The sequence below is a fragment of the Paraburkholderia sp. BR14312 genome, assembly GCF_040948675.1.
Taxonomy (GTDB): Bacteria; Pseudomonadota; Gammaproteobacteria; order Burkholderiales; family Burkholderiaceae; genus Paraburkholderia; species Paraburkholderia nodosa_A.
This window is the reverse complement of the sequence record NZ_JBFPKI010000002.1, coordinates 642,733-664,552: the sequence shown is the minus strand read 5'-3', so window position 1 is coordinate 664,552 and position 21,820 is coordinate 642,733. Positions and strand designations below refer to the sequence as shown.

The window sequence follows — 21,820 nt, the reverse complement described above, 5'->3', positions numbered from 1 at the left end:
CCACGCTCCATCACCATGCAGAAGCCGCCGAAGATTCCGGAATCCGTACTCGTCGTCATCCATACGCCGCAACTGGAGGTCCTGATCATCGAACGCGCCGACCGGCCGGGTTTCTGGCAGTCGGTCACCGGCTCGAAAGATCGTCCAGGCGAGCCATTCGCCGAAACCGCCGTGCGCGAGGTGGGCGAGGAGACGGGTATTGCTGTGGGCGCCGGGGACGTTCCGCAGGCGGCGCTGCTCGACTGGCATCACGAGATCGAGTACGAAATCTATCCCGTTTGGCGCCATCGCTATGCGCCCGGCGTCACGCGCAACACCGAGCACTGGTTCAGCCTGGAAGTGCCAACGGGCACAGTCGTCACGCTCGCGCCGCGCGAGCATACGGCTTATCTGTGGCTGCCTTACGAGCAGGCGGCGGCGAAGTGCTTCTCGTGGTCGAACCGCGAAGCCATTCTGCAACTGCCCATGCGGCTACGCGAAGGGCGTGGGTGAACGCGACATGAGCGAAACCAGTACCGATCCCGGCATTGAATCGCAGCGCGTGGTGCGGCTACGCGAGGCGCTGCTTGGCCGGCGCTATCGTTCGCGCTATCGCTTCACGAGCGGCAACGACGTGCGCCTGTTCGGCTCGAGCGCCGGTCTGTTCGGCGCGATGATCGAGCGCATCGACGCCGCCGAGCGGGACGTCGCGCTCGAAACCTATATCTTCTGCGACGACGACATTGGCCGCGCGCTCTCCGATGCGCTCATGCGCGCGGCGTCGCGCGGCGTGCGCGTGCGCGTCATCACCGACGGCATCGGCTCGCCGCGCATTGCGCTGTTCGAGACCTGGCCGGGCGCGGGGGTGGAGCACCGCGTCTACAACCCGCATATCTTCGGGCGCTTCGGTTTTTCGCGCACGCACCGCAAGCTCGCCGTGATCGACGACCAGTTCGCCTTCTGCGGCGGCATCAACGTGATCGACGATTTCGAGCAGGACGGCCACAGGCTGCCCTACGCGCGCTGGGATTTCGCCGTCGAGCTGTACGGTCCCGTGGTCGTGGACGTGCGCCTTGCGATCGAGCAGCAGTGGCGGCGTATCCGGCTCGGCTACCGGCCGCCGCTGCCCCAGCAACTCTCGCCAGGCGTGCCCGCGAGCGCGGGGTTCATGTCGCCGCATCCCACCGGCCACACGGTGGGGCGCCCCACGCAGATCGTCGACGACGCGCTGCGCGCGCTTGCACCCACTGTGAGCTCGCCGCGGGCGAAACGCTTCTTCACGCGTCTGCGCGAGCGCCTGCGCGCGAGCGTGCGCGATCCGCGCGCGGCGCAGGTGCCCTGCGTGGCGTTCGTCGCGCGCGACAACGTGGTGAACCGGCGCGCGATCGAAAAGGCTTATCTCGACGCCATCGGCGAGGCGCGCAAGGAAGTGCTGCTCGCCAATCCGTATTTCATGCCGGGCCGGCGGCTGCGTCGCGCGCTCGTGAGCGCCGCGGAGCGCGGCGTGGCGGTCAAGCTTCTGGTCGGACGAAAGGAATTCAAGGTACTCGACTACGGGGTGCCGTTCCTCTATCACCAGCTTCTCAGCGCGGGCGTGCAGATTGCGGAGTACGAGAAAACGATGCTCCACGGCAAGGTGGCCGTTGTCGATTCGAGCTGGGGCACCGTGGGTTCCTCGAACCTCGACGCGCTCAGCCTCGTGCTCAATAACGAGGCCAACGTGCTGCTCGTGCAGCATCCGCAGATCGAACAGCTGCGCTGCGAGATCCTCGCGGCGTTCGGCGACGCTGCACAGATCGACCGTGCGCGCTACGAGGCGCGGCCGTGGCACGTACGCGCCGTGAACTGGCTCGCCTGGGCGTTCTATCGTGCGCTCATGAAGCTCATCACCGTGGGCGGCTACGACTAGAAACAGAAAGCTGCCATACGAATCCCCGCTCGTGCAATCGAGAGAATGTCGGCTTGCGCGCGGCGCACGAACCTCGAAAATTAGAGTACCGGTTAGAAATCGGTTTCTAATAAAGTCCTTGTTTCGCGGACGGCCGTCCTCAACAATAGTACGGCCGTTCGATTTAATTCAGCCGAGATGTAAGCAGTTAATGAGCAGTTGACAGCGACATCGCGGCCACATCGTTACGGTAAAGAAAGCTATGCGTAAAGGCGAACAGACACGAGCCGCCATTCTGGATGCAGCACTCGACCTCGCAGGTCGCGATGGCCTTGAAGGCTTGACCATCGGCCTGCTCGCCGAGCGCATGCAGATGAGCAAGAGTGGCGTCTTCGCTCACTTCGGGTCTCGGGAAGACCTGCAGGTCGAGGTGGTGCGCGAGTACCACCGTCGATTCGAGGAAGAAGTCTTCTTTCCGAGTTTGCGCGAGCCACGCGGTTTGCCGCGTCTGCGTGCGATGCTGTCGCGATGGTTCGAGAAGCGCATTCACGAAGTCACGACCGGCTGCATCTACATCAGCGGCGCCGTCGAGTACGACGACCGCGCGGACAGCCAGGTGCGCGAGACGCTGGTCGCGAGCGTGTCGATGTGGCGCGCGGCGCTCCTGAGGGCCATTTCGCAGGCAATCGAAGAAGGCCATTTGCGCAAGGAGACCGATCCCGCGCTGATGCTCTTCGAACTGTATAGCGTGACGCTCGGCCTGCATCATGACGGCCGCTTCCTGCATCTGCCGGACGCGGTCGAGCATACGTGGGCTGCGTTCGAGAAGCTGATTGTTTCGTATCAGAGCGAGACCCAGTAGCGCCCGGCCGCAACATCGAAGTCGCGGCGGCGCGCGAGGGACCCGAAGCTCAAATTTTGGAGAGAAGACATGGGACAGTACACCGCGCCGCTGCGCGACATGCAGTTCGTTCTGCACGAACTGCTGAACGTGGAAGGCGAAGTGAAGCAGATGCCGAAGCACGCCGACCTCGACGCCGACACCATCAACCAGGTGCTCGAAGAAGCCGGAAAATTCTGCTCCGAGGTGCTGTTTCCGCTGAACCAGGTCGGCGACCGTGAAGGCTGCACGTACGCCGGCGACGGCGTCGTCACCACGCCTGCTGGTTTCAAGGAAGCGTACAAGCAATACGTCGAAGCGGGCTGGCCCGCGCTCGGCTGCGATCCCGAATACGGCGGCCAGGGCCTGCCCGCGTTCGTGAACAACGCGCTCTACGAAATGCTGAACTCGGCGAACCAGGCGTGGACCATGTATCCGGGTCTCTCGCATGGCGCCTACGAGTGTCTGCATGCGCACGGCACGCCCGAACTCCAGAAGGCTTATCTGCCGAAGCTCGTCGAAGGCGTGTGGACCGGCACGATGTGCCTGACCGAGCCGCACTGCGGCACCGATCTCGGCATCCTGCGCACGAAGGCCGAGCCGAACGGCGACGGCTCGTACGCGATCACCGGCACGAAGATTTTCATCTCGAGCGGTGAGCACGACATGGCCGAGAACATCATCCACCTCGTGCTCGCTCGACTGCCCGATGCGCCGCCGGGAACCAAGGGCATCTCGCTGTTCGTCGTGCCGAAGTTCATCCCCACGGCAGCGGGCGAAGTGGGCGAGCGCAACGGCATCAAATGCGGCTCGATCGAACACAAGATGGGCATTCACGGCAACGCGACCTGCGTGATGAATCTCGACGGCGCGAAGGGCTGGCTCGTCGGCGAACCGAACAAGGGCTTGAACGCCATGTTCGTGATGATGAACGCGGCGCGTCTGGGCGTCGGCATGCAAGGCCTCGGCCTTACTGAAGTGGCTTACCAGAACTCGCTCGTCTATGCGAAGGAGCGCCTGCAGATGCGCTCGCTGACGGGCCCGAAGGCGCCCGAAAAGGCCGCTGACCCGATCATCGTGCATCCGGACGTGCGCCGCATGCTGCTCACGCAGAAGGCCTGGGCCGAAGGCGCGCGCGCCTTCACATACTGGTCGGCGCTGCAGATCGACAAGGAGCTCTCGCACGGCGACGAAGACGAGCGCAAGGAAGCGGCCGACCTCGTCGCGCTGCTCACGCCGATCATCAAGGCCTTCCTCACCGACAACGCGTTCGAGAGCACCAACCTCGGCATGCAGGTGTTCGGCGGCCACGGCTTCATCTCCGAGTGGGGCATGGAGCAGTACGTGCGCGACGCGCGTATCAACCAGATCTACGAAGGCACGAACACGATCCAGTCGCTCGACCTGCTGGGCCGCAAGGTGCTGGGCGATATGGGCGCGAAGCTCAAGAAGTTCGGCAAGCTCGTGACGGATTTCGTCGAAGTCGAAGGCGTCAAGCCGGAAATGCAGGAGTTCGTGAATCCGCTCGCCGACATCGGCGACAAGATGCAGAAGCTCACGATGGAAATCGGCATGAAGGCGATGCAGAACCCGGACGAAGTGGGCGCGGCCGCGGTGCCGTATCTGCGCACGGCGGGCCACCTCGTGTTCGCCTACTTCTGGGCACGCATGGCGCGCATCGCGCTCGACAAGGAAAGCTCGGGCGATCCGTTCTACAAGTCGAAGCTGGCCACGGCGCGTTTCTATTTCGCGAAGCTGTTGCCCGAAACGGCCACGTCGATCCGCCAGGCGCGCGCGGGTTCGAAGACGCTGATGGAAGTCGACGAAGCGCTGTTCTAAAAGCCAACGGGCGCGCGCTTTTCAAAGGCGCGCGCGCCGTCAACACGATGTCCGGAGGCGGCCCACGTTGAAACGCGCCGCCCTCACACCTCAATCCGCTCGACATTGCATACCCGCTGGAGGAACAACGTGAGCAACCTCAATATTCGCAAGGTGGCCGTGCTCGGCGCCGGCGTGATGGGCGCGCAGATCGCCGCGCACCTGATCAACGCCCGCGTGCCCGTGCTGCTGTTCGATTTGCCCGCGAAAGAAGGCCCGAAGAACGCCATCGCGCTGAAGGCGATCGAGACGCTCAAAAAGCTCTCGCCCGCGCCCTTCGGCATGAAGGACGACGCGCAATACATCACGCCCGCGAACTACGAAGACGACATCGCAAAGCTCGCGGAATGCGACGTGGTGATCGAGGCGATCGCCGAGCGCATGGACTGGAAGCACGACCTCTACAAGAAGGTCGCGCCGCACCTCGGCCCGAACGCGATTTTCGCGACCAACACCTCGGGCCTGTCGATCACCGAACTCTCGCATGGCTTCGACGATGCGTTGAAGGCGCGCTTCTGCGGCGTGCACTTCTTCAACCCGCCGCGCTACATGCACCTCGTCGAGCTGATCCCGACAACGCAAACGAAGCCCGAAATCCTCGACCAGCTCGAATCGTTCCTCACGAGCGTGGTAGGCAAGGGCGTGGTGCGCGCGAAGGACACGCCCAACTTCATCGCGAACCGCGTGGGTGTGTTCTCGATCCTCGCGGTGATCGCCGAGGCGAAGAAGTTCGGTCTGCGTTTCGATGAAGTCGATGACCTCACGGGCGCGCGCCTTGGCCGCGCGAAGTCGGCGACGTTCCGCACGGCCGACGTCGTGGGTCTCGACACGATGGCGCACGTCATCAAGACGATGCAGGACAACCTGAAGGACGACCCGTTCTTCCCTGTGTATGAGACGCCGGCCGTGCTCGCGGGTCTCGTGGCGAAGGGCGCGCTCGGCCAGAAGACGGGCGGCGGTTTCTATCGCAAGGAAGGCAAGGCGATCAAGGTGCTCGACGCCAACACGGGCGAGTACGTCGACGGCGGCGGCAAGGCCGACGAACTGGTGGGCCGCATCCTCAAGCGTCCGGCCGCCGAGCGTCTGAAGCTGCTGCGCGAAACGCAGCATCCGCAGGCGCAGTTCCTGTGGTCGATCTTCCGCGACGTGTTCCACTACATCGGCGTGCATCTGCAGTCGATCGCCGACAACGCGCGTGACGTCGATCTCGCGATCCGCTGGGGCTTCGGCTGGAACGAAGGTCCGTTCGAAGGCTGGCAGGCCGCGGGCTGGAAACAGGTCGCAGAGTGGGTGAAGGAAGACATCGATGCAGGCAAGGCACTGTCGAATGCACCGCTGCCCGCCTGGGTGTTCGAAGGCGCGGTCGCCGCGAATGGCGGCGTGCACGGCGCGGAAGGTTCGTGGTCGCCCGCTGAAGCGCGCTTCGTGCCGCGCTCGACGCTGCCGGTGTACGAGCGTCAGGTGTTCCGTGCGGCGCTGTTCGGTGAAACGAGCGCACGCGATCCGAAGACCTACGGCAAGACGCTGTTCGAGAACGACAACCTGCGCGCCTGGGTGGACGACCGCGCGGGCGAGGACGACGTCGTCATCGTCTCGTACAAGAGCAAGATGAACACGATGGGTCCGGGCCTGCTCGACTCGCTCGTGAAGGCCATCGACATCGCGGAAGACGGCTACAAGGGCCTCGTGATCTGGCAACCGACGTCGCTCAAGCTCGGCGCGCCGGGCGGCCCGTTCTCGGCAGGCGCGAACCTCGAAGAGGCGATGCCCGCGTTCATGATGGGCGGGGCGAAGGGCATCGAGCCGTTCGTGAAGAAGTTCCAGGACACGATGCTGCGCGTGAAGTACGCGAACGTGCCGGTGATCACGGCGGTGTCGGGCATCGCGCTCGGCGGCGGCTGCGAAATCATGCTGCAAAGCGCGAAGCGCGTGGCGCATGTCGAGAGCTATGTCGGCCTCGTGGAAGTGGGCGTGGGTCTCGTGCCCGCCGGCGGCGGCCTGAAGGAAGCGGCGATTCGTGCAGCCGAAGGCGCAGCGGCGATCGGCGCGGCCCCGAGCGATCTGCTCCGGTTCCTGCAGAAGTCGTTCGAAAACGCGGCGATGGCGAAGGTTTCGGCCTCGGCGCACGAAGCCCGCGCAATGGGCTATCTGAAGCCGTCGGACACGATCGTCTTCAACGTGTTCGAACTGCTCGACACGGCGAAGAAGGAAGCGCGCGCACTCTCCGCTGCGGGCTACCGCCCGCCGCTGCGCGCCACGCAGATTCCGGTGGCGGGCCGCTCGGCGATCTCGACCATCAAGGCATCGCTCGTGAACATGCGCGACGGCCGCTTCATCAGCGATCACGACTTCCTGATCGCGAGCCGCATCGCGGAAGCGGTATGCGGCGGCGACGTCGAGGCGGGCAGCCTCGTCGACGAAGAATGGCTGCTCAAGCTCGAGCGCCGCGCCTTCGTCGATCTGCTCGGCACGCAGAAGACGCAGGAACGCATCATGGGCATGCTGCAAACCGGCAAGCCGGTGCGCAACTAAGCGGCACGACGCACACCAGATACTGGAGTAAGAGATGAGCAAACAGTTGCAGGACGCATACATCGTCGCCGCGAGCCGCACGCCCATCGGCAAGGCGCCGCGCGGCGTGTTCAGGAATACCCGCCCGGACGAGCTGCTGGTTCACGCGATCAGGTCGGCCGTGGCGCAGGTGCCCGGCCTCGACACGAGCGTGATCGAAGACGCCATCGTCGGCTGCGCGATTCCCGAAGCCGAGCAGGGCCTGAACGTCGCGCGTATCGGCGCGCTGCTCGCGGGTCTGCCGCAAAGCGTAGGCGGCGTGACCGTCAACCGCTTCTGCGCATCGGGCCTCACGGCGCTCGCCATGGCCGCGGACCGCATCCGCGTGGGCGAGTCCGACGCGATGATCGCGGGCGGCTGCGAGTCGATGAGCATGGTGCCGATGATGGGCAACAAGCCGTCGCTTTCGCCGCATATCTTCGATCGCAATGAAGACGTTGGCATCGCCTACGGCATGGGCCTCACGGCCGAGAAAGTGGCGGAGCGCTGGAAGGTGAGCCGCGAGGCGCAGGACGCGTTCTCGGTCGAATCGCATCGCCGCGCGCTCGCCGCGCAGCAGGCCGGCGAGTTCAAGGACGAAATCTCGCCGTACACGATCGTCGAGCGTTCCCCCGATCTCGCTTCGGGCGAAGTGAAGGTGAAGGAGCGCCTGATCGAGCTGGACGAAGGCCCGCGTGCCGATACCACGCTCGAAGGCCTCGCGAAGCTGCGCGCGGTGTTCGCCAACAAGGGCTCGGTCACGGCCGGCAACAGCTCGCAGACGTCGGACGGCGCGGGCGCGTTGATCGTCGTCTCCGAGAAGATCCTCAAGCAGTTCAACCTCACGCCGCTCGCGCGTTTCGTGAGCTTCGCGGTGCGCGGCGTGCCGCCGGAGATCATGGGCATCGGTCCGAAGGAAGCGATTCCGGCGGCGCTCAAGGCTGCGGGCCTGAAGCAGGACGATCTCGACTGGATCGAGCTGAACGAGGCGTTCGCCGCGCAGTCGCTGGCGGTGATCCAGGACCTCGGCCTCGATCCTGCGAAGATCAACCCGCTTGGCGGCGCGATTGCGCTGGGCCACCCGCTCGGCGCGACGGGCGCGATCCGCGCCTCGACGGTCGTCCACGGCCTGCGCCGCCGCAACTACAAGTACGGCATGGTGACGATGTGCGTCGGCACCGGCATGGGTGCGGCGGGCATCATCGAGCGGCTGTAAGCGTTCATCTGATTAGCGCATTGGCGTTATCGACACGGTTCGCAGACTTCGCGGTCTGCGGACCGTTTTTCGTATCACGATTGGGATGCGAGGAGACAGGTTTATGAGCAACGAAATTTTGGTAGCACACGAAAACGGCGTGCTCACGATCACCATCGACCGGCCCGCGCGCAAGAACGCGCTGACGCCCGCGATGTATCAGGCGATGGCCGACACGCTCAACGGCGCGAACAAGGACACCTCGGTGCGCGCGGCGCTGCTGCGCGGCCACGCCGAGATCTTTACGGCCGGTAACGACATCGAAGACTTTCTGAAGGGGCCGCCCGCGGGCGCCGATTCGCCCGTGATCCGCTTTCTCGATGCCATCGCGGCGTTCGAAAAACCGCTCGTCGCCGCGGTGAAGGGGCCGGCGATCGGCGTGGGCACGACGCTGCTCCTGCATTGCGACATGGTCTATGCCGCCGACAACGCGCGTTTCGCTGTGCCGTTCTCGCAACTCGGGCTGTGCCCCGAAGCGGCTTCGTCGCTGCTGCTGCCGCGCATTGCGGGCCACCAGGGCGCGGCGGAAAAGCTGCTGCTCGGCGAGACCTTCGACGCGGCGGAAGCGCACCGCATGGGCTTCGTGAACCGCGTGCTGCCGGCGGCCGAACTCGACGCGTTCGTTAGCGCGCAACTGGCGAAGCTCGTGGCGCTGCCCGCGTCGTCGCTGCGCGTGACGAAGTCGCTCATGAAGCGCGCGGACACGCACGAGGTCAAGACGCGCATGAGCGAAGAGTTCGTGCACTTCGGCAAGATGCTGCTCGCGCCCGAAGCGCGCGAGGCGTTCACGGCGTTCCTCGAAAAGCGCAAGCCGGATTTCCGGCAGTTCGATTAAGCGCTAACGGTGCTTCAGGCCGTTTCGTAATCGACGTACCCGGACTCGCGGCAAAAGCTCACGAGCCGCAGTCCGGCGCGCCTGGCGATGGCGATGGCAAGCGAGGAGGGCGCCGAGATCGTCGCGACCATCGGAATGCCCACGCGCGCGGCCTTGCGCACCAGTTCGTAGCTCGCGCGGCTCGAGAGGAAGACGAAGCCCTGCTGCGTGTCGGCGCGCTCCATCACGAGCTGGCCGATGAGCTTGTCGAGCGCGTTGTGGCGTCCCACGTCTTCGAAGGCGCGCAGGATCGCGCCGTTTTCGTCGCACCACGCGGCCGCGTGCAGGCCTCCGGTGAGCTTCGTGAGCGCCTGATGCTGCGGCAGTTCGCGTGCGGCGCGCGCGATGGCGTCGGGAGCCAGGCGCGCAACGAAGCCCGTATGGGGCACCCGTTCGGGCTCGAGATCGAGCAGGTCGATGCTCTCGATGCCGCACACGCCGCAGCCGCTGCGCCCGGCGAGCGCGCGGCGCTTTTCCTTGAGCTCGACGAACGCCTGTTGCACCACGGTCAAGTGGACTTCGGCGTGCGGCAGGTCCGCATCCTCGTGCCAGTACACCTCGATGTCCTGAATGTCGGCATTGCGCCCGACGATGCCTTCGGAGATCGCAAAGCCCACGGCGAACGCTTCGAGGTCGCGCGGCGTGCACATCATGACGGCGTGCGAAATGCCGTTGAAGACGAGCGCGACGGGCCATTCCTGACCCACGTGGTCCTCACGCGTTTGCACGGCGCCGCCGCGGTGCCGATGCACGCGCAATTCGATGGCGCCGGGCTGGCCTTCGGTTTCGAGGGGATGCGTCGTCGCGATCTGCGGCCGGTCTGCGGTGCTCATTGGCGTGCGGGTAGGGGGGCGAGTTGAGGGGGACAAGCGCAAAACTCCATCGGTCCTTGTGCGGCGCGGTACCGCAGCGCCGCCGGGAGACAGCGGGGCCGCGCCGCGCGCGGAAGGTTCTAAAATACCTCAAGCGGGCCGCCCGCGCTTATGCCCGCCTCGCGAGGACACCGTCATGGCATTGAACGAAGCTCCGCTGCTTTTCCGGTTCGAGGTCGACTCGTCGGAAAATCTCACCTTTATCCCGATGTGCGTGCGCTTCAACCTGGATCGCTTTGGTCTGCGCATTTCGCTCGCGCAATGGCAACTGCTGCCCTACGAGGACCGCCGGCTGCTGGCGTGTTTCCCCGTGGACGAGGACACGCAAATCGAGCCCAATTTCGACCACGCGCTCTTCGAGATGATGCGCACGCACGCGAACGTCGAACCCGAATGGTTCGCGCCCGAAGAAGCGCCGGCCTGGCGCGACGTGAACGCGGTGCCCGGCGGCGTTGCGCTGCAGTCCGAGCTTGCCAGCCTGCAGGCGCCCGACCTCGAAGACTGGGCGCAGCTCGACCCGTTCCAGCGCTACGTGCTGGCAAAGCTCGCGCGCAAGCCCGAGAGCAATCACGACTTCGCGCCGGCGATGCACGAGTTCGGGCTGGCGGTGCCGCGGTGATTTTGACCCGCTGTTTCCCGCCGCGCCTGCCCGCCACGATTCATCGCCGATCCCTACCCGATTCCCGCTGACCGCGGCAGCCTCGCGCCGCCGCGCGTCGTTTTCCGCTTCTTTCTCCACATTGACCCTCAAGACCCGGCCGGCCCTGCCGTTATTTCGGGTTGGCGCGTCAGGCGCCGACCGGTCGCGCGCAGTCGTGACCCATCATCCCGCGCTCACGGCGCGGGCGCGAACGACGCTCGGCATTCATGAACCTTCTTTTTTCGAAGCGCCAACTCATCAATCTGGCCGTCGTCGCGGCGGCCGTTGGCGCGAACGCTTTTGTCGCGTGGACGCAGATCGACGGTCAGCGCGAGATCGACCGGCGCGCGAGCCAGGCGGCGACGATCCGTCACAACCTCGACCGCTATCGCGATGCGCTTGGCAGCGGCGTGAGCGCGCTGGGCCGTTTCGCCGTGCGGAGTCAGCCGGAGTCGGCCGCCGCGCACGACGCGCGCGCCGCGATGCTCGACGAAACCACCCGCGCCCTGCGCGCTGAGCTGGCCGGCAACGCCGACCTCGCAGCCCGTTTCGACGCGCTGGCGCGGCAGGCCAGTGCCATTGTGAGCGAGATCGACGTGACGCTTGCGCGCGCCGAGCAGCGCGTTGCCGACGAGCGCGGGCAGGTTGCCGTGGCGGCGGGGGCAAGCGGGACCGTGGCAACGCAGGCTGTGCCGGCCGACGGTGCGGCCAGCCAGGAATTCGGCACCGCAACGCCCGCAAATGCCGCGCGTTCGCCCGCAGCGCCGTGGGGCGACCGCGTGGCGCTCGCCCGCAACGTCGCGGCAGCGAAGACGATGCAACCCGGGAACCCCGCCGACGCGCGCATGGCCGGTCATGTCGTGACCGGCACCATCTTGCCGCTGCACGCCGCGGCGGATGAGGCGGCGAGCGCCGTGACGCTGGATACGCTAACAGTCGCACCGGCTGTCACGAACGGCGCCCAGAACCCCATCACGCCGACCGCTGCGCTGCCTGACACGGCAATGCCGTCGCCCGCCACTGCCGCGTGGCTCGCCGGCGAATACATCCGCATCGACAACCTCGTGGACCAGCTCGACGGGCAGCTCGCGGCGCTGCAACGCGCCCAGGATCTGGCGCTCGCCGCCGCGCTCGCCGACTCGGCGCGCTCGGGCGGCCGCGCGCTGTTGCTGCTGATCGTGACGATGCTCGCGGGCGGGACGCTCCTCATCTACACGTTCGGCGCGCGCGAGAGCGCGGCCCGCGAGAAGCTGCGCGCCGTGAGCGGCATGCGCCTGCGCAGCGAGCGCTTTCAGGGTCTGTTCGACGCGCATCCGGTGCCGATGTACGTGTTCGACCGCGAGACGCTGCGCTTTCTCGCCGTGAACGCCGCCGCGATCCAGCAGTACGGCTACAGCGAGGAAGAATTCCTCACGATGACGATCCGCGAAATCCGTCCCGCCGAGGACGTCTCGCGGCTCGAGCAGCACCTCACGCGCTCGGACATGGTCACGCAGAACGTGCGCATGATGGCCGGCATCTGGCACCATCGCCGCCGCGACGGCTCCATCATCAGCGCCGACATCTCGCATCACTCGCTCACCTTCCTCGGCCGCGACGCCGTGTTCGTGCTCGCCGACGACGTGACCGAGCAGATCAAGGCCGAAGCGGAGGCGCAGCGCTCGAACCAGATGCTCGAGTCGGTGATCGACAACATCCCGCAGCGCATCTTCTGGAAAGACGCGCAGTCGCGCTATCTGGGCTGCAACATGACCTTCGCGCGCGACGCGGGCCTCGCGTATCCCGAGCAGATCATCGGCAAGTCCGACGACGACCTGCCGTGGCGCGCCTACGCCGACGGCATGCGCGAGCAGGACCGCGAAGTCATCGAGTCGGGGCTGCCGCGCATCAACTACGAGGACAACCACACGATCGACGGCCTGCACCGCACGACGCTCACGAGCAAGCTGCCGCTGCTCGACGGCGACGGCCGCGTGATCGGCGTGCTCGGCTCGTACTCGGACACCACCGAAAGCAAGCGCGCCGACCTCGCGCTGCGCCTGCAAAGCCGCGCGCTCGACGCGTGCGTGAACGCCATCCTGATCACCGCGCCGGGCCCGGGCGGCAGCAATCTGATCGAGTACGCGAATCCGGCGTTTCGCCGCATCACGGGCTTCGATCCGGCCGAGGTGATCGGCCAGGACTGCCGCCTCCTGCAGCGCGACGACCGCGATCAGGACGGACTCATCGCGGTGCGCAAGGCGCTGCTTTCCAATCGCGAAGTGAGCGCCGTGCTGCGCAACTACCGCAAGGACGGCGCGCTCTTCTGGAACCAGCTGCTGATCGCGCCGGTGCCCGATCTCGATGGGCGCATCACGCATCACATCGGCATCATCAACGACGTGACCGAGCTGATCCGCTATCAGGAGCAGCTCGAATACCAGGCGAACTACGACAGCCTCACGCTGCTGCCCAACCGCAACCTGCTGCGCGACCGTCTCCAGCACGCGCTGCTCGCGGCGCAGCGGCACGACACGGGCGTGGCCGTGGTCTTCATCGACCTCGACGGCTTCAAGAACGTGAACGACAGTCTCGGCCACAGCGTGGGCGACCGGCTGCTGGGCGTGGTGGCCGAGCGGCTCCAGCGCTGCACGCGCACGACCGATACGGTCGCGCGCCACGGCGGCGACGAGTTCGTGATCGTGCTCACCGACACGATCGACGAAAAGTCGCTGATCGGCTGGATGGAGCGGGCGCGTTCGCTGATCTCGGAGCCCGTGTGGATCGACGGCACCGAGCTGTATGTGGGTTGCAGCATGGGCGCGAGCGTCTACCCGCAGGACGGCAACGACGCCGAAACGCTCATGAAGAAGGCCGACGTCGCGATGTACCGCGCGAAGGACATGGGCCGCAACACGTTCCAGTTCTTCGAGCCCGAAATGAACGCGAATGTGGGCGCGCGCCTGAATCTCGAGCGGCGCCTGCGCCGTGCGCTGCGCGACAGCGAGTTCCTGCTGCACTACCAGCCGCAGGTGGAGATCGAGGGCGGGCGCATCATCGGCATGGAGGCGCTCGTGCGCTGGCGCGATCCGGAGGTGGGGCTCGTCTCGCCCGCGCAGTTCATTCCCGTGGCCGAGGAGAGCGGCCTGATCGGCCCGCTTTCCGACTGGGTGCTACGCGAGGCCTGCCGGCAGAATCGCGCGTGGCAGCTCGCGGGGCTGCCGCCCGTGCGCGTGTCCGTGAACTTCTCGGCGAAGACGTTCCACCAGCGCGACATTGCCCAGCTCGTGAAGGACGTGCTGCAGGAAACCGGCCTGGAAGCCTGCTGGCTCGAAATCGAGCTGACCGAGAGCACGCTCATGCGCAACGCCGAAGAAGCCGTGTCGATGTTGAATGAGCTGCACGCGCTGGGCATCGGCATTGCCATCGACGACTTCGGCACCGGCTATTCGAGCCTGAGCTACCTGAAGCGTCTGCCAGTGGACCGGCTCAAGATCGACCGCTCGTTCGTGGCCGACATCGGCACGAGCGGCGACGACGAAACGATCACGGCAGCCATCATCGCGCTTGCGCACGAGCTGCAGTTGCAGGTGATCGCGGAAGGGGTGGAGACCTCGGCGCAGTTCGCCTTCCTGCGCGAGCGCGCGTGCGACGAGCTGCAAGGCTACTTTTTCGCGCCGCCGCTGCCTGGCGACGAGGCGGCGGCGCTGTTGCGCGCGAGCGCGACCTACGAGGAAACGCCCGGGCTCGCGTGGACGGATTGAGCACCGCGCTCCGGCCGGGCGTTCGCGATGGCCTCGGCGTTGCCGTTATTCGATCGGCGGCAACTGACGCGGGCGGCGGTCCGCGCCGGTGGCGACATAGGTAAGCGTGGCTTCCGTCACCTTGACGACTTCCTCCTGGAGGCGCATGCGCTGCGCGTACACCTCGACCTCGACGGTCACCGAGGTGTTGCCGGTCTTCACGATGTCGGCGTAGAAACTCAGCAGATCGCCTACGAACACCGGTTGCTTGAACACGAACGAGTTCACCGCGACGGTCGCGACGCGTCCGTTGGCGCGGCGGCTCGCCGGAATCGAGCCGGCGATGTCGACCTGCGCCATGATCCAGCCGCCGAAGACGTCGCCGTGAACGTTGGCGTCCGAGGGCTGCGGCACGACGCGCAGCGCGGGCGATTTTTGGGGGAGCGGGAAGGAGTCGGTCATCGGGCTTCCATGAAAAGGGATCGAACGGCGCAAGGCGTTGCGGCGCGGGGCGCCCAGCGGCGCGTGCCGCCTTCTGCGACAATACGTTGATCAGGAATTGTACGGGAAAGCCTGAGGCGCGGCGGGCGGTCGATTAGAGCCCTCCACCTTCGCGAAACCCGTCGCCAGGAACCTCACATTCGCCCCACATGACTCGCCGGGCCGTTTGCGCCGCGCCAGCTTCCGGTCCCCGAACCGGCCTTGGCGCGCCGCACGGCGCTGGCATCTCGCCGCTCGCCCCATGCGCCGCTTTCCCGCTTCCAACGAACCCGCGCTGCCCGCCACCGGGCCGCGCAACGACTGGCAGACGATCGTTTCGCTACTGCCTTACCTCACGGCCTACAAATGGCGCGTGGCGTTCGCGCTCACCTGCCTGATCGGCGCGAAGGTGGCCAACCTCGGCGTGCCGATCGTGATGAAGCACATCGTCGACGGTCTCGCCTCGGTGCGTCATCTCACGGCGCTCGGTCGTGCGGAGCACGCACCCGGCATCGTGCTCGCGGGCGGCATCGGACTGCTCGTGGTGGCGTACGCCATCGTGCGTCTGTCGACGTCGCTGTTCACCGAACTACGCGAAATCCTCTTTTCGAAGGTGACCGAGAGCGCCGTGCGCCAGCTCGCGCTCAAGGTGTTCCGCCATCTGCATGCACTCTCGCTGCGCTTTCACCTCGAGCGGCAGACGGGCGGCATGTCGCGCGACATCGAGCGCGGCACGCGCGGCATCACGCAGCTCATTTCATACTCGCTCTACAGCATCCTGCCGACGCTCGTGGAAGTGGGCCTCGTGCTCGGCTTCTTCGTGGTGAAGTACGAGGCGTACTACGCGATCGTCACGCTCATCGCGCTCGTGGCGTACATCGTGTTCACGGTGAAGGTGACAGAGTGGCGCACGCATTTCCGCCGCACGATGAACGAGCTCGATTCGCGCGCCAATGCGCGCGCGATCGATTCGCTCATCAACTACGAGACCGTGAAGTACTTCGGCAACGAAGAGTGGGAGACGAAGCGTTACGACGAAAACCTGCACCGCTACCGCCAGGCCGCGATCAAGTCGCAGCACTCGCTTTCGGCGCTCAACTTCGGACAGCAGGCGATCATCGGCACCGGGCTCGTGTTCATCCTCTGGCGCGCCACCCAGGGCGTGATGGCGGGGCGGCTCACGCTCGGCGACCTCGTGCTCATCAACACCTTCATGCTGCAGCTCTACATTCCGCTGAATTTTCTCGGCGTGGTGTATCGGGAGCTCAAGCAAAGCCTCACCGACATGGACCGCATGTTCACGCTGCTCACCGTCGAGCGCGAAGTGGCCGACGTGCCCGGCGCGCAGGCGCTTGCGGTGCGCGGCGGCGAGGTGCGCTTTTCTCACGTGAACTTCGCGTATGAACCGTCGCGCCAGATTCTGCACGACCTGAGCTTCACGATTGCTGCGGGCACGACGACGGCCGTGGTGGGGCATAGCGGCTCGGGCAAGTCCACGCTCGCTCGGCTCCTGTTCCGCTTCTACGATCTCGACCGCTCCGATCCTGGCAAAAGCGGCGGTGCGATTACGATCGACGGCCAGGATATCCGCGACGTCACGCAGGATTCGTTGCGCGCCTCGATCGGCATCGTGCCGCAGGACACGGTGCTGTTCAACGACTCGATCTACTACAACATCGCCTATGGACGGCCCACGGCAAGCCGCGAGGAAGTAATCGCCGCGGCGCGCGCGGCACACATTCACGCGTTCATCGAGAGCCTGCCCAAGGGCTACGACACGTCCGTGGGCGAGCGCGGCCTCAAGCTTTCGGGCGGTGAGAAGCAGCGCGTGGCGATCGCGCGCACGCTGCTCAAGAATCCGCCGATCCTGCTGTTCGACGAGGCGACGTCAGCGCTCGATTCGCGCTCGGAGCGCGCCATCCAGCACGAGCTCGACCAGATCGCGCGCGAGCGCACCACACTCGTGATCGCGCACCGGCTGTCGACCGTCGTGCACGCGCAGCAGATCATCGTGATGGATCATGGGCGCATCGTCGAGCGCGGCACGCATGCGCAATTGCTGCAAGCGGGCGGACACTATGCGCAGATGTGGGCGCTTCAGCAGCAGAAGGCGGGTGAAGCGCCCCAGTCGCAGTCACAGTCCCAGGCACAACAGGGGCAGGTGGAGTTGCCGGCGGCGGGAGGAAACTGACGAAGCGCGCCGCGCCGGCGTTGGCGCGGCGCTTTGCGTTGCCGGTCTCAGCCGTGGTGCGCGCTCGTCGAATCTCGCAGCGCGGCGTCGAGCGCCTCGAGCTGCGCGGGCGTGCCGACGTTTTCCCAGACGCCTTCGTATAGCTCGCCGCTCACGCGTCCTTGCGCGATCGCCTCGCGATAGTACGGCGTGAGCGCGCGCTTCGTGCCGGGCGCGAGATCGCGGAACATACGCGTGTCATAGAGGCCGATATTGCCGAACGTGTAGCGCGGCGCGCCGTCGAGCGCGAGCCGGCCGTCGGCGCCCAGCGCGAAGTCGCCCTTCGGGTGGAACGGCGGATTCGGCACCATCACGAGATGCATGCCCGGCTGTTCTTGCGCCGCAAGCGCTTGCGCGTGCGTGTTCAGGCGCGCGAAATCGTAGGCGCTGTAGACGTCGCCGCTCACCGCGAGGAACACCTCGGGCGCGCCAGTCGACTCGATGAGCGGCAGCGCCTGGGCAATGCCGCCCGCCGTTTCGAGCGCGTCGTGCTCGGGCGAATAGTGGAGCGTGACGCCGAAGCGCGCGCCGTCGCCGAGCGCGGCTTCGATCTGCGCGCCAAGCCATGCGTGATTGATGACGATGCGCGTGTAGCCCGCCGCGGCGAGCCGCTCGATCTGCCACACGACGAGCGGTTTGCCGCCCACGGCGAGGAGCGGCTTCGGGCAGGTGTCGGTGAGCGGACGCATGCGTTCGCCGCGTCCGGCGGCGAAGATCATGGCGGTGCGGCCGTGGCTCGCCCTGGCCGGCGTGTGATTCGATTGGGTCATGACGGCCCGTTTCAGAAGGTGTAAGCGACTTCGACGGCGCTGCCCTGCAGCTCGTCGATGAGCCGTGCGAACGGCGCGAGCGGGCGGTAGCGGTGCGCGACCTTGCTCGCGTAGGCGAGAAAGCGCGGCAGGTCGGCCATGTAATGCGGTTTGGCGTCGCGATAGTTGATGCGGCAGAAGAGGCCAAGCACCTTGATGTGGCGCTGCAGGCCCATCCACTCGAGCTGGCGGTAGAACTCGCCGAAGTCGGCATCGACGGGCAGTCCCGCCTTCTTGGCGCGCTCCCAGTAGTGCGCGAAGCAGTCGAGCTCGAACGCCTCGTCCCAGCTCAGGAACGCGTCGCGCAGCAGCGAGACGACGTCGTACGTGATCGGGCCGTACACGGCGTCCTGGAAGTCGAGCACGCCGGGGTTGGGCGTGGCGATCATCAGGTTGCGGGGCATGAAGTCGCGCAGCATGAAGCTTTGCGGCTGCGCGCGGGCGCTCGCCACGAGCAGGGCGAAGGTGCGATCGAGCACGCCGCGCGTGGCTTCGTCGACCTTGCGGCCCAGATGGCGCTCCAGATACCACTCGGGCATCAGCTCCATCTCGCGGCGCATGAAGGCTTCGTCGAAGTCCGGCAGCACGCCCGGCCGCGAGCTGAGCTGCCAGCGGATCAGCGTGTCGATGGCGTCGCGCATCAGCTCGCGCGAACGCGTGCCGGGGCCGGCTTCCTGCAGCGCATTCAGGTAGGGCGCCGTGCCGAGATCGGTCACGAGCATGAGGCCCGCGTCGAAATCGGCTTCGAGCACGCGCGGCACGTGCACGCCGGCCGCCTCGAGCAACTGCGCGATCTGGGCGAATTCGCGGCTCTTTTCGGGCGGCGGGGCGTCGACGGCGATCAGCGACGCGCCGTGCGCGCCCGCGCTCGCGAGGCGGAAATAGCGCCGAAAGCTCGCGTCGGCCGAGGCCGGGGCGAGCGTCGCGAGGTCGAGGGCGTACTGGCCGGCGTGGCTGCCGAGCCAGGCGGCGAGCAGGTCGCGGCGATTGTCGGTCGGAGCGGCGCCAGGGGAAGCGGCGGGAGAATGCGCGGCAGAAAAGGTCATGAAAGCCAGAGGCAAAATCAGTGGATCAACGTCTTGCCATATAATACCCCACGACTTTTTTGACGCGACTCGCGCCAAAGCCCGCATGACGGTTCGCTCGCCGCATTCATCGTCGCTCCAGGGGGGCGATGAATTGTAATTATTTGTTTGCAGCCCGGCCTCGATCCGGTTCATCGGGAGGCGGGTGCCCAGGCGGGCCACCATCATGGAGAGGGCAGGCGGCCCGGGCCGATTCGCCAAAACCATACATGCCGCCCAGACAGTTTTTCCAGACGATCTCCCCTAGTGACGACGGCGTGCCGGGCAAGCGGCGGCTCATCGCGGCACTCCTGGCCGTACCGGGTCTGGTGCCCGCGCTCGCGCACGCCCAGCTCTCGGGCGCGGCCGCGCAGCCCGAGCAGCTCGACGGCCCGTGGAGCCTGCGGCTCGCGCCGCAACTCGAGGATCACCCCAATGCGTCGGGCCAGCACCCGGCAACGTTCGTGCTCGGCGATTCGACGACCGGCACGGTGGATACCGACCTCGCCGTGAAAGGGGCGGGGGAGTTGCGTCAGGGTTCGAACGTGGTGAAGGGCGACGCCCTGCATTACGACCAGGACACCGACATGGCCAATGCCTACGGCAATGTCACGGTCGTGCAGAACGGCACGACGTTCTCGGGGCCCGAGGCGCATTTGAAGGTCGAGGCGAACGAGGGCTTCATGCCCGCGCCGAAGTACCATTTCACGCTCACGGGCGGCTCGGGCAGCGCCGCGCGCGCCGACCTGCTGGACAGCGAGCGCTCGGTGCTCACGACCGGCACCTACACCGCGTGCCACTGCTCGACCAATCCGGCGTGGTACATCAAGGGCAGCGAGTTCGATTTCGACACCGGCAACGACGAAGGTGTCGCGCACAACGCCGTGCTGTTCTTCCAGGACGTGCCGATCTTCGCGAGCCCGTGGCTGTCGTTCCCGCTTTCGGGCGACCGCCGCAGCGGCCTGTTGCCGCCGACGTTCTCGGTCAGCTCGACGAACGGCTACGAAATCTCGCTGCCGTATTACTTCAACATCGCGCCGAACCGCGACTTCACGTTCACGCCCGAGATCATCTCGAAGCGGGGCGTGTTCCTGCAGGGCAACTACCGGTATCTCTCGACGAATTACTCGGGTTCGATCACCGGAACGTTCCTGCCGGACGACGCGATCACGAAGACGAACCGCTACGCGCTGTTCATCCAGCACAACCAGAACTTCGGCAACGGCTTCGGCGGTTACGTCTACTACAACAAGGTCTCGGACAACACCTATCCGTCGGACCTGTCGTCGCCGGCCAACCAGTTTCTGAACGGCACGCAGACGCTGTACCAGCAGGAAGCCGGCCTCACGTACAACAACGGGCCGTGGTCCGTGCTGGGCCGCTACCAGCACTGGCAGACGGTCGAGTCGTCGACGCCGCCGTATGGCCGCGAGCCGCAGTTGAACGTGAAGTACGCGAAGTACAACGTCGGCGGCTTCGACTACGGCATGGAAGCCGACTACTCGCGCTTCCGCATCACGGAAGACAATGCGACCGAAGGCGACCGCGTCGTCTTCAATCCGTACGTGTCGTACTCCTTGATGGGGCCGGGTTACTTCGTCACGCCGAAGGTTCAGTGGCACTTCGCGTCGTACAACCTGAGCAACATCGGCCCGGCGGGCACGACCTTCGGCTCGCCTGTGGGCACGCCGAAGAGTTTCACCGAATCGATCCCGACCTTCAGCTTCGACACGGGCCTCGTGTTCGACCGCTCGGTCCATCTGTTCGGTCAGGACTACATCCAGACGCTGGAACCGCGCCTGTACTACGTGTACACGCCATATCGCAACCAGCAGTTCGCGCCCCTGTTCGATACCGCCGAGTCGGACTTCGGCCTCGCGGAAATCTTCACGCCGAATACCTTCGTCGGCAACGACCGCATTGCCGATGCGAACCGCCTGACGGCCGCGCTCACCACGCGCTTCATCGACCCGGCTTCGGGCGACGAACGCGCGCGCTTCGTGATCGCGCAGCAGTACTACTTCCAGGATCAGCGCGTCACGCTCAACTCGGGCGAAAGCACGAGTCAGGCGACGCATTCGGACCTGATTGCGGGCGCTGCACTGAAAATCGGGGCCGGTTTCGCTTCGGAAACGGCGTTCCAATATAATGCCGACAGCAACCAGCTCACCAAGGCGAGCATCGGTTTCGGGTACAGCCCGGGAACGAGCCGCGTGCTGAACGTGGCTTACCGCTACACGCGCGCGAACACGACGCTCGACTTCCAGCCGATCAATCAGGTCCTGATCTCGGCTCAATGGCCGTTCTCGCACCGGGTGTACGCCGTGGGCCGCTTCAACTACGATCTGAACGGCCATCGGATCGTCGACGGCCTGGTCGGCATGCAGTACGACGCCGACTGCTGGGTGCTCGGGGTCGGCCTGCAGCGTTACGCGAACGGGCTCAATACGTCGGGCACGCCGAATTCGTCAACGCGGTTTCTCGCGCAGCTTACGCTCAAGGGACTGTCGAACGTCGACAACGGGCTGGTGGCGGCGTTCCGCACGGCAGTGCCGGGGTACACGCAGCTGCCGGCTCAGTCGCCGCCGGACTCGCGCTTCACTGATTATCAATAACGCGTGATCCGGAGCGCATTGCTTGCGCATCGGGGCAACGCGGTGTCGGTTGCATAGAGACGGGCGAAGCGTGCCCGCCAACAT

At 66.0% G+C, this 21,820-nt stretch carries 14 protein-coding genes and 1 pseudogene; 11 read left to right on the top strand and 4 right to left on the bottom strand.

Annotation, left to right across the window (positions count from 1 at the left end):
- The first annotated feature begins 15 nt into the window (after positions 1–15).
- The 7 genes and pseudogenes from nudB (at position 16) to AB3X98_RS08860 (ending at position 9,265) form a co-directional block, all read left to right on the top strand.
- Entirely contained in the window at positions 16–492 is a 477-nt protein-coding gene (gene nudB / locus AB3X98_RS08890; protein ID WP_069262904.1) for a dihydroneopterin triphosphate diphosphatase, read from the top strand.
- A gap of 103 nt (positions 493–595) precedes the next feature.
- Positions 596–1,888, top strand: a pseudogene (locus tag AB3X98_RS08885) (phosphatidylserine/phosphatidylglycerophosphate/cardiolipin synthase family protein); the annotation flags it as partial.
- Positions 1,889–2,129: 241 nt separating this feature from the next.
- Positions 2,130–2,729, top strand: coding sequence for a TetR/AcrR family transcriptional regulator (locus AB3X98_RS08880; protein WP_028206015.1), 600 nt, complete (start codon positions 2,130–2,132; stop codon positions 2,727–2,729).
- A 69-nt stretch (positions 2,730–2,798) separates the two neighbouring features.
- Positions 2,799–4,586, top strand: coding sequence for an acyl-CoA dehydrogenase C-terminal domain-containing protein (locus AB3X98_RS08875; RefSeq protein ID WP_368605549.1), 1,788 nt, complete (start codon positions 2,799–2,801; stop codon positions 4,584–4,586).
- Between the two features lie 129 nt (positions 4,587–4,715).
- Positions 4,716–7,157, top strand: a complete 2,442-nt coding sequence (locus AB3X98_RS08870; RefSeq protein ID WP_368605550.1) for a 3-hydroxyacyl-CoA dehydrogenase/enoyl-CoA hydratase family protein — start codon at positions 4,716–4,718, stop codon at positions 7,155–7,157.
- A 34-nt stretch (positions 7,158–7,191) separates the two neighbouring features.
- On the top strand, positions 7,192–8,391 hold the full coding sequence (locus tag AB3X98_RS08865) for an acetyl-CoA C-acyltransferase (protein ID WP_368605551.1): 1,200 nt from the start codon (positions 7,192–7,194) through the stop codon (positions 8,389–8,391).
- A 103-nt stretch (positions 8,392–8,494) separates the two neighbouring features.
- Entirely contained in the window at positions 8,495–9,265 is a 771-nt protein-coding gene (locus tag AB3X98_RS08860) for an enoyl-CoA hydratase (protein WP_368605552.1), read from the top strand.
- A gap of 14 nt (positions 9,266–9,279) precedes the next feature.
- Here AB3X98_RS08860 and fdhD read toward each other — a convergent pair whose 3' ends face one another.
- Positions 9,280–10,137 carry a formate dehydrogenase accessory sulfurtransferase FdhD gene (gene fdhD, locus AB3X98_RS08855; RefSeq protein WP_368605553.1) on the bottom strand — a complete coding sequence of 286 codons (858 nt, stop codon included), beginning with the start codon at positions 10,135–10,137 and terminating at the stop codon, positions 9,280–9,282.
- Between the two features lie 175 nt (positions 10,138–10,312).
- Here fdhD and AB3X98_RS08850 point away from each other — a divergent pair, with 175 nt between their 5' ends.
- Positions 10,313–10,795, top strand: a complete 483-nt coding sequence (locus AB3X98_RS08850) for a nitrate reductase associated protein (RefSeq protein ID WP_342948415.1) — start codon at positions 10,313–10,315, stop codon at positions 10,793–10,795.
- Positions 10,796–11,043: 248 nt separating this feature from the next.
- Positions 11,044–14,559, top strand: coding sequence for an EAL domain-containing protein (locus AB3X98_RS08845; RefSeq protein WP_368605554.1), 3,516 nt, complete (start codon positions 11,044–11,046; stop codon positions 14,557–14,559).
- Positions 14,560–14,604: 45 nt separating this feature from the next.
- On the opposite strand, the gene AB3X98_RS08840 is transcribed toward AB3X98_RS08845, so the two are convergent.
- Positions 14,605–15,000 (bottom strand): acyl-CoA thioesterase, encoded by a 396-nt coding sequence (locus tag AB3X98_RS08840; RefSeq protein WP_028206008.1) that lies wholly within the window; start codon positions 14,998–15,000, stop codon positions 14,605–14,607.
- Positions 15,001–15,280: 280 nt separating this feature from the next.
- On the opposite strand from AB3X98_RS08840, the gene AB3X98_RS08835 reads away from it, so the two are divergent.
- Positions 15,281–17,209: an ABC transporter ATP-binding protein/permease gene (locus AB3X98_RS08835; protein ID WP_342948416.1), complete on the top strand. Its 1,929-nt coding sequence runs from the start codon at positions 15,281–15,283 to the stop codon at positions 17,207–17,209.
- A gap of 47 nt (positions 17,210–17,256) precedes the next feature.
- Here the strand turns inward: AB3X98_RS08835 and murU are convergent, their stop codons facing one another.
- Entirely contained in the window at positions 17,257–17,967 is a 711-nt protein-coding gene (murU, locus tag AB3X98_RS08830) for an N-acetylmuramate alpha-1-phosphate uridylyltransferase MurU (protein WP_368605583.1), read from the bottom strand.
- Positions 17,968–18,029: 62 nt separating this feature from the next.
- Positions 18,030–19,103: an aminoglycoside phosphotransferase family protein gene (locus AB3X98_RS08825; RefSeq protein WP_368605555.1), complete on the bottom strand. Its 1,074-nt coding sequence runs from the start codon at positions 19,101–19,103 to the stop codon at positions 18,030–18,032.
- Positions 19,104–19,351: 248 nt separating this feature from the next.
- Here AB3X98_RS08825 and AB3X98_RS08820 point away from each other — a divergent pair, with 248 nt between their 5' ends.
- The gene (locus tag AB3X98_RS08820; RefSeq protein ID WP_368605556.1) at positions 19,352–21,736 is read left to right on the top strand and encodes an LPS-assembly protein LptD; all 2,385 of its coding nucleotides are present in this window, start codon (positions 19,352–19,354) and stop codon (positions 21,734–21,736) included.
- The last annotated feature ends 84 nt before the right edge of the window (positions 21,737–21,820 follow it).

Coding starts and splice junctions, on each gene's coding strand:
- murU (WP_368605583.1), bottom strand. CDS start 17,967: ATGATCTTCGCCGCCGGACGCGGCGAACGCATGCGTCCGCTCACCGAC.
- AB3X98_RS08820 (WP_368605556.1), top strand. CDS start 19,352: ATGCCGCCCAGACAGTTTTTCCAGACGATCTCCCCTAGTGACGACGGC.
- AB3X98_RS08835 (WP_342948416.1), top strand. CDS start 15,281: ATGCGCCGCTTTCCCGCTTCCAACGAACCCGCGCTGCCCGCCACCGGG.
- AB3X98_RS08865 (WP_368605551.1), top strand. CDS start 7,192: ATGAGCAAACAGTTGCAGGACGCATACATCGTCGCCGCGAGCCGCACG.
- AB3X98_RS08825 (WP_368605555.1), bottom strand. CDS start 19,103: ATGACCTTTTCTGCCGCGCATTCTCCCGCCGCTTCCCCTGGCGCCGCT.
- AB3X98_RS08880 (WP_028206015.1), top strand. CDS start 2,130: ATGCGTAAAGGCGAACAGACACGAGCCGCCATTCTGGATGCAGCACTC.
- nudB (WP_069262904.1), top strand. CDS start 16: ATGCAGAAGCCGCCGAAGATTCCGGAATCCGTACTCGTCGTCATCCAT.
- AB3X98_RS08840 (WP_028206008.1), bottom strand. CDS start 15,000: ATGACCGACTCCTTCCCGCTCCCCCAAAAATCGCCCGCGCTGCGCGTC.
- AB3X98_RS08845 (WP_368605554.1), top strand. CDS start 11,044: ATGAACCTTCTTTTTTCGAAGCGCCAACTCATCAATCTGGCCGTCGTC.
- AB3X98_RS08860 (WP_368605552.1), top strand. CDS start 8,495: ATGAGCAACGAAATTTTGGTAGCACACGAAAACGGCGTGCTCACGATC.
- AB3X98_RS08850 (WP_342948415.1), top strand. CDS start 10,313: ATGGCATTGAACGAAGCTCCGCTGCTTTTCCGGTTCGAGGTCGACTCG.
- fdhD (WP_368605553.1), bottom strand. CDS start 10,137: ATGAGCACCGCAGACCGGCCGCAGATCGCGACGACGCATCCCCTCGAA.
- AB3X98_RS08875 (WP_368605549.1), top strand. CDS start 2,799: ATGGGACAGTACACCGCGCCGCTGCGCGACATGCAGTTCGTTCTGCAC.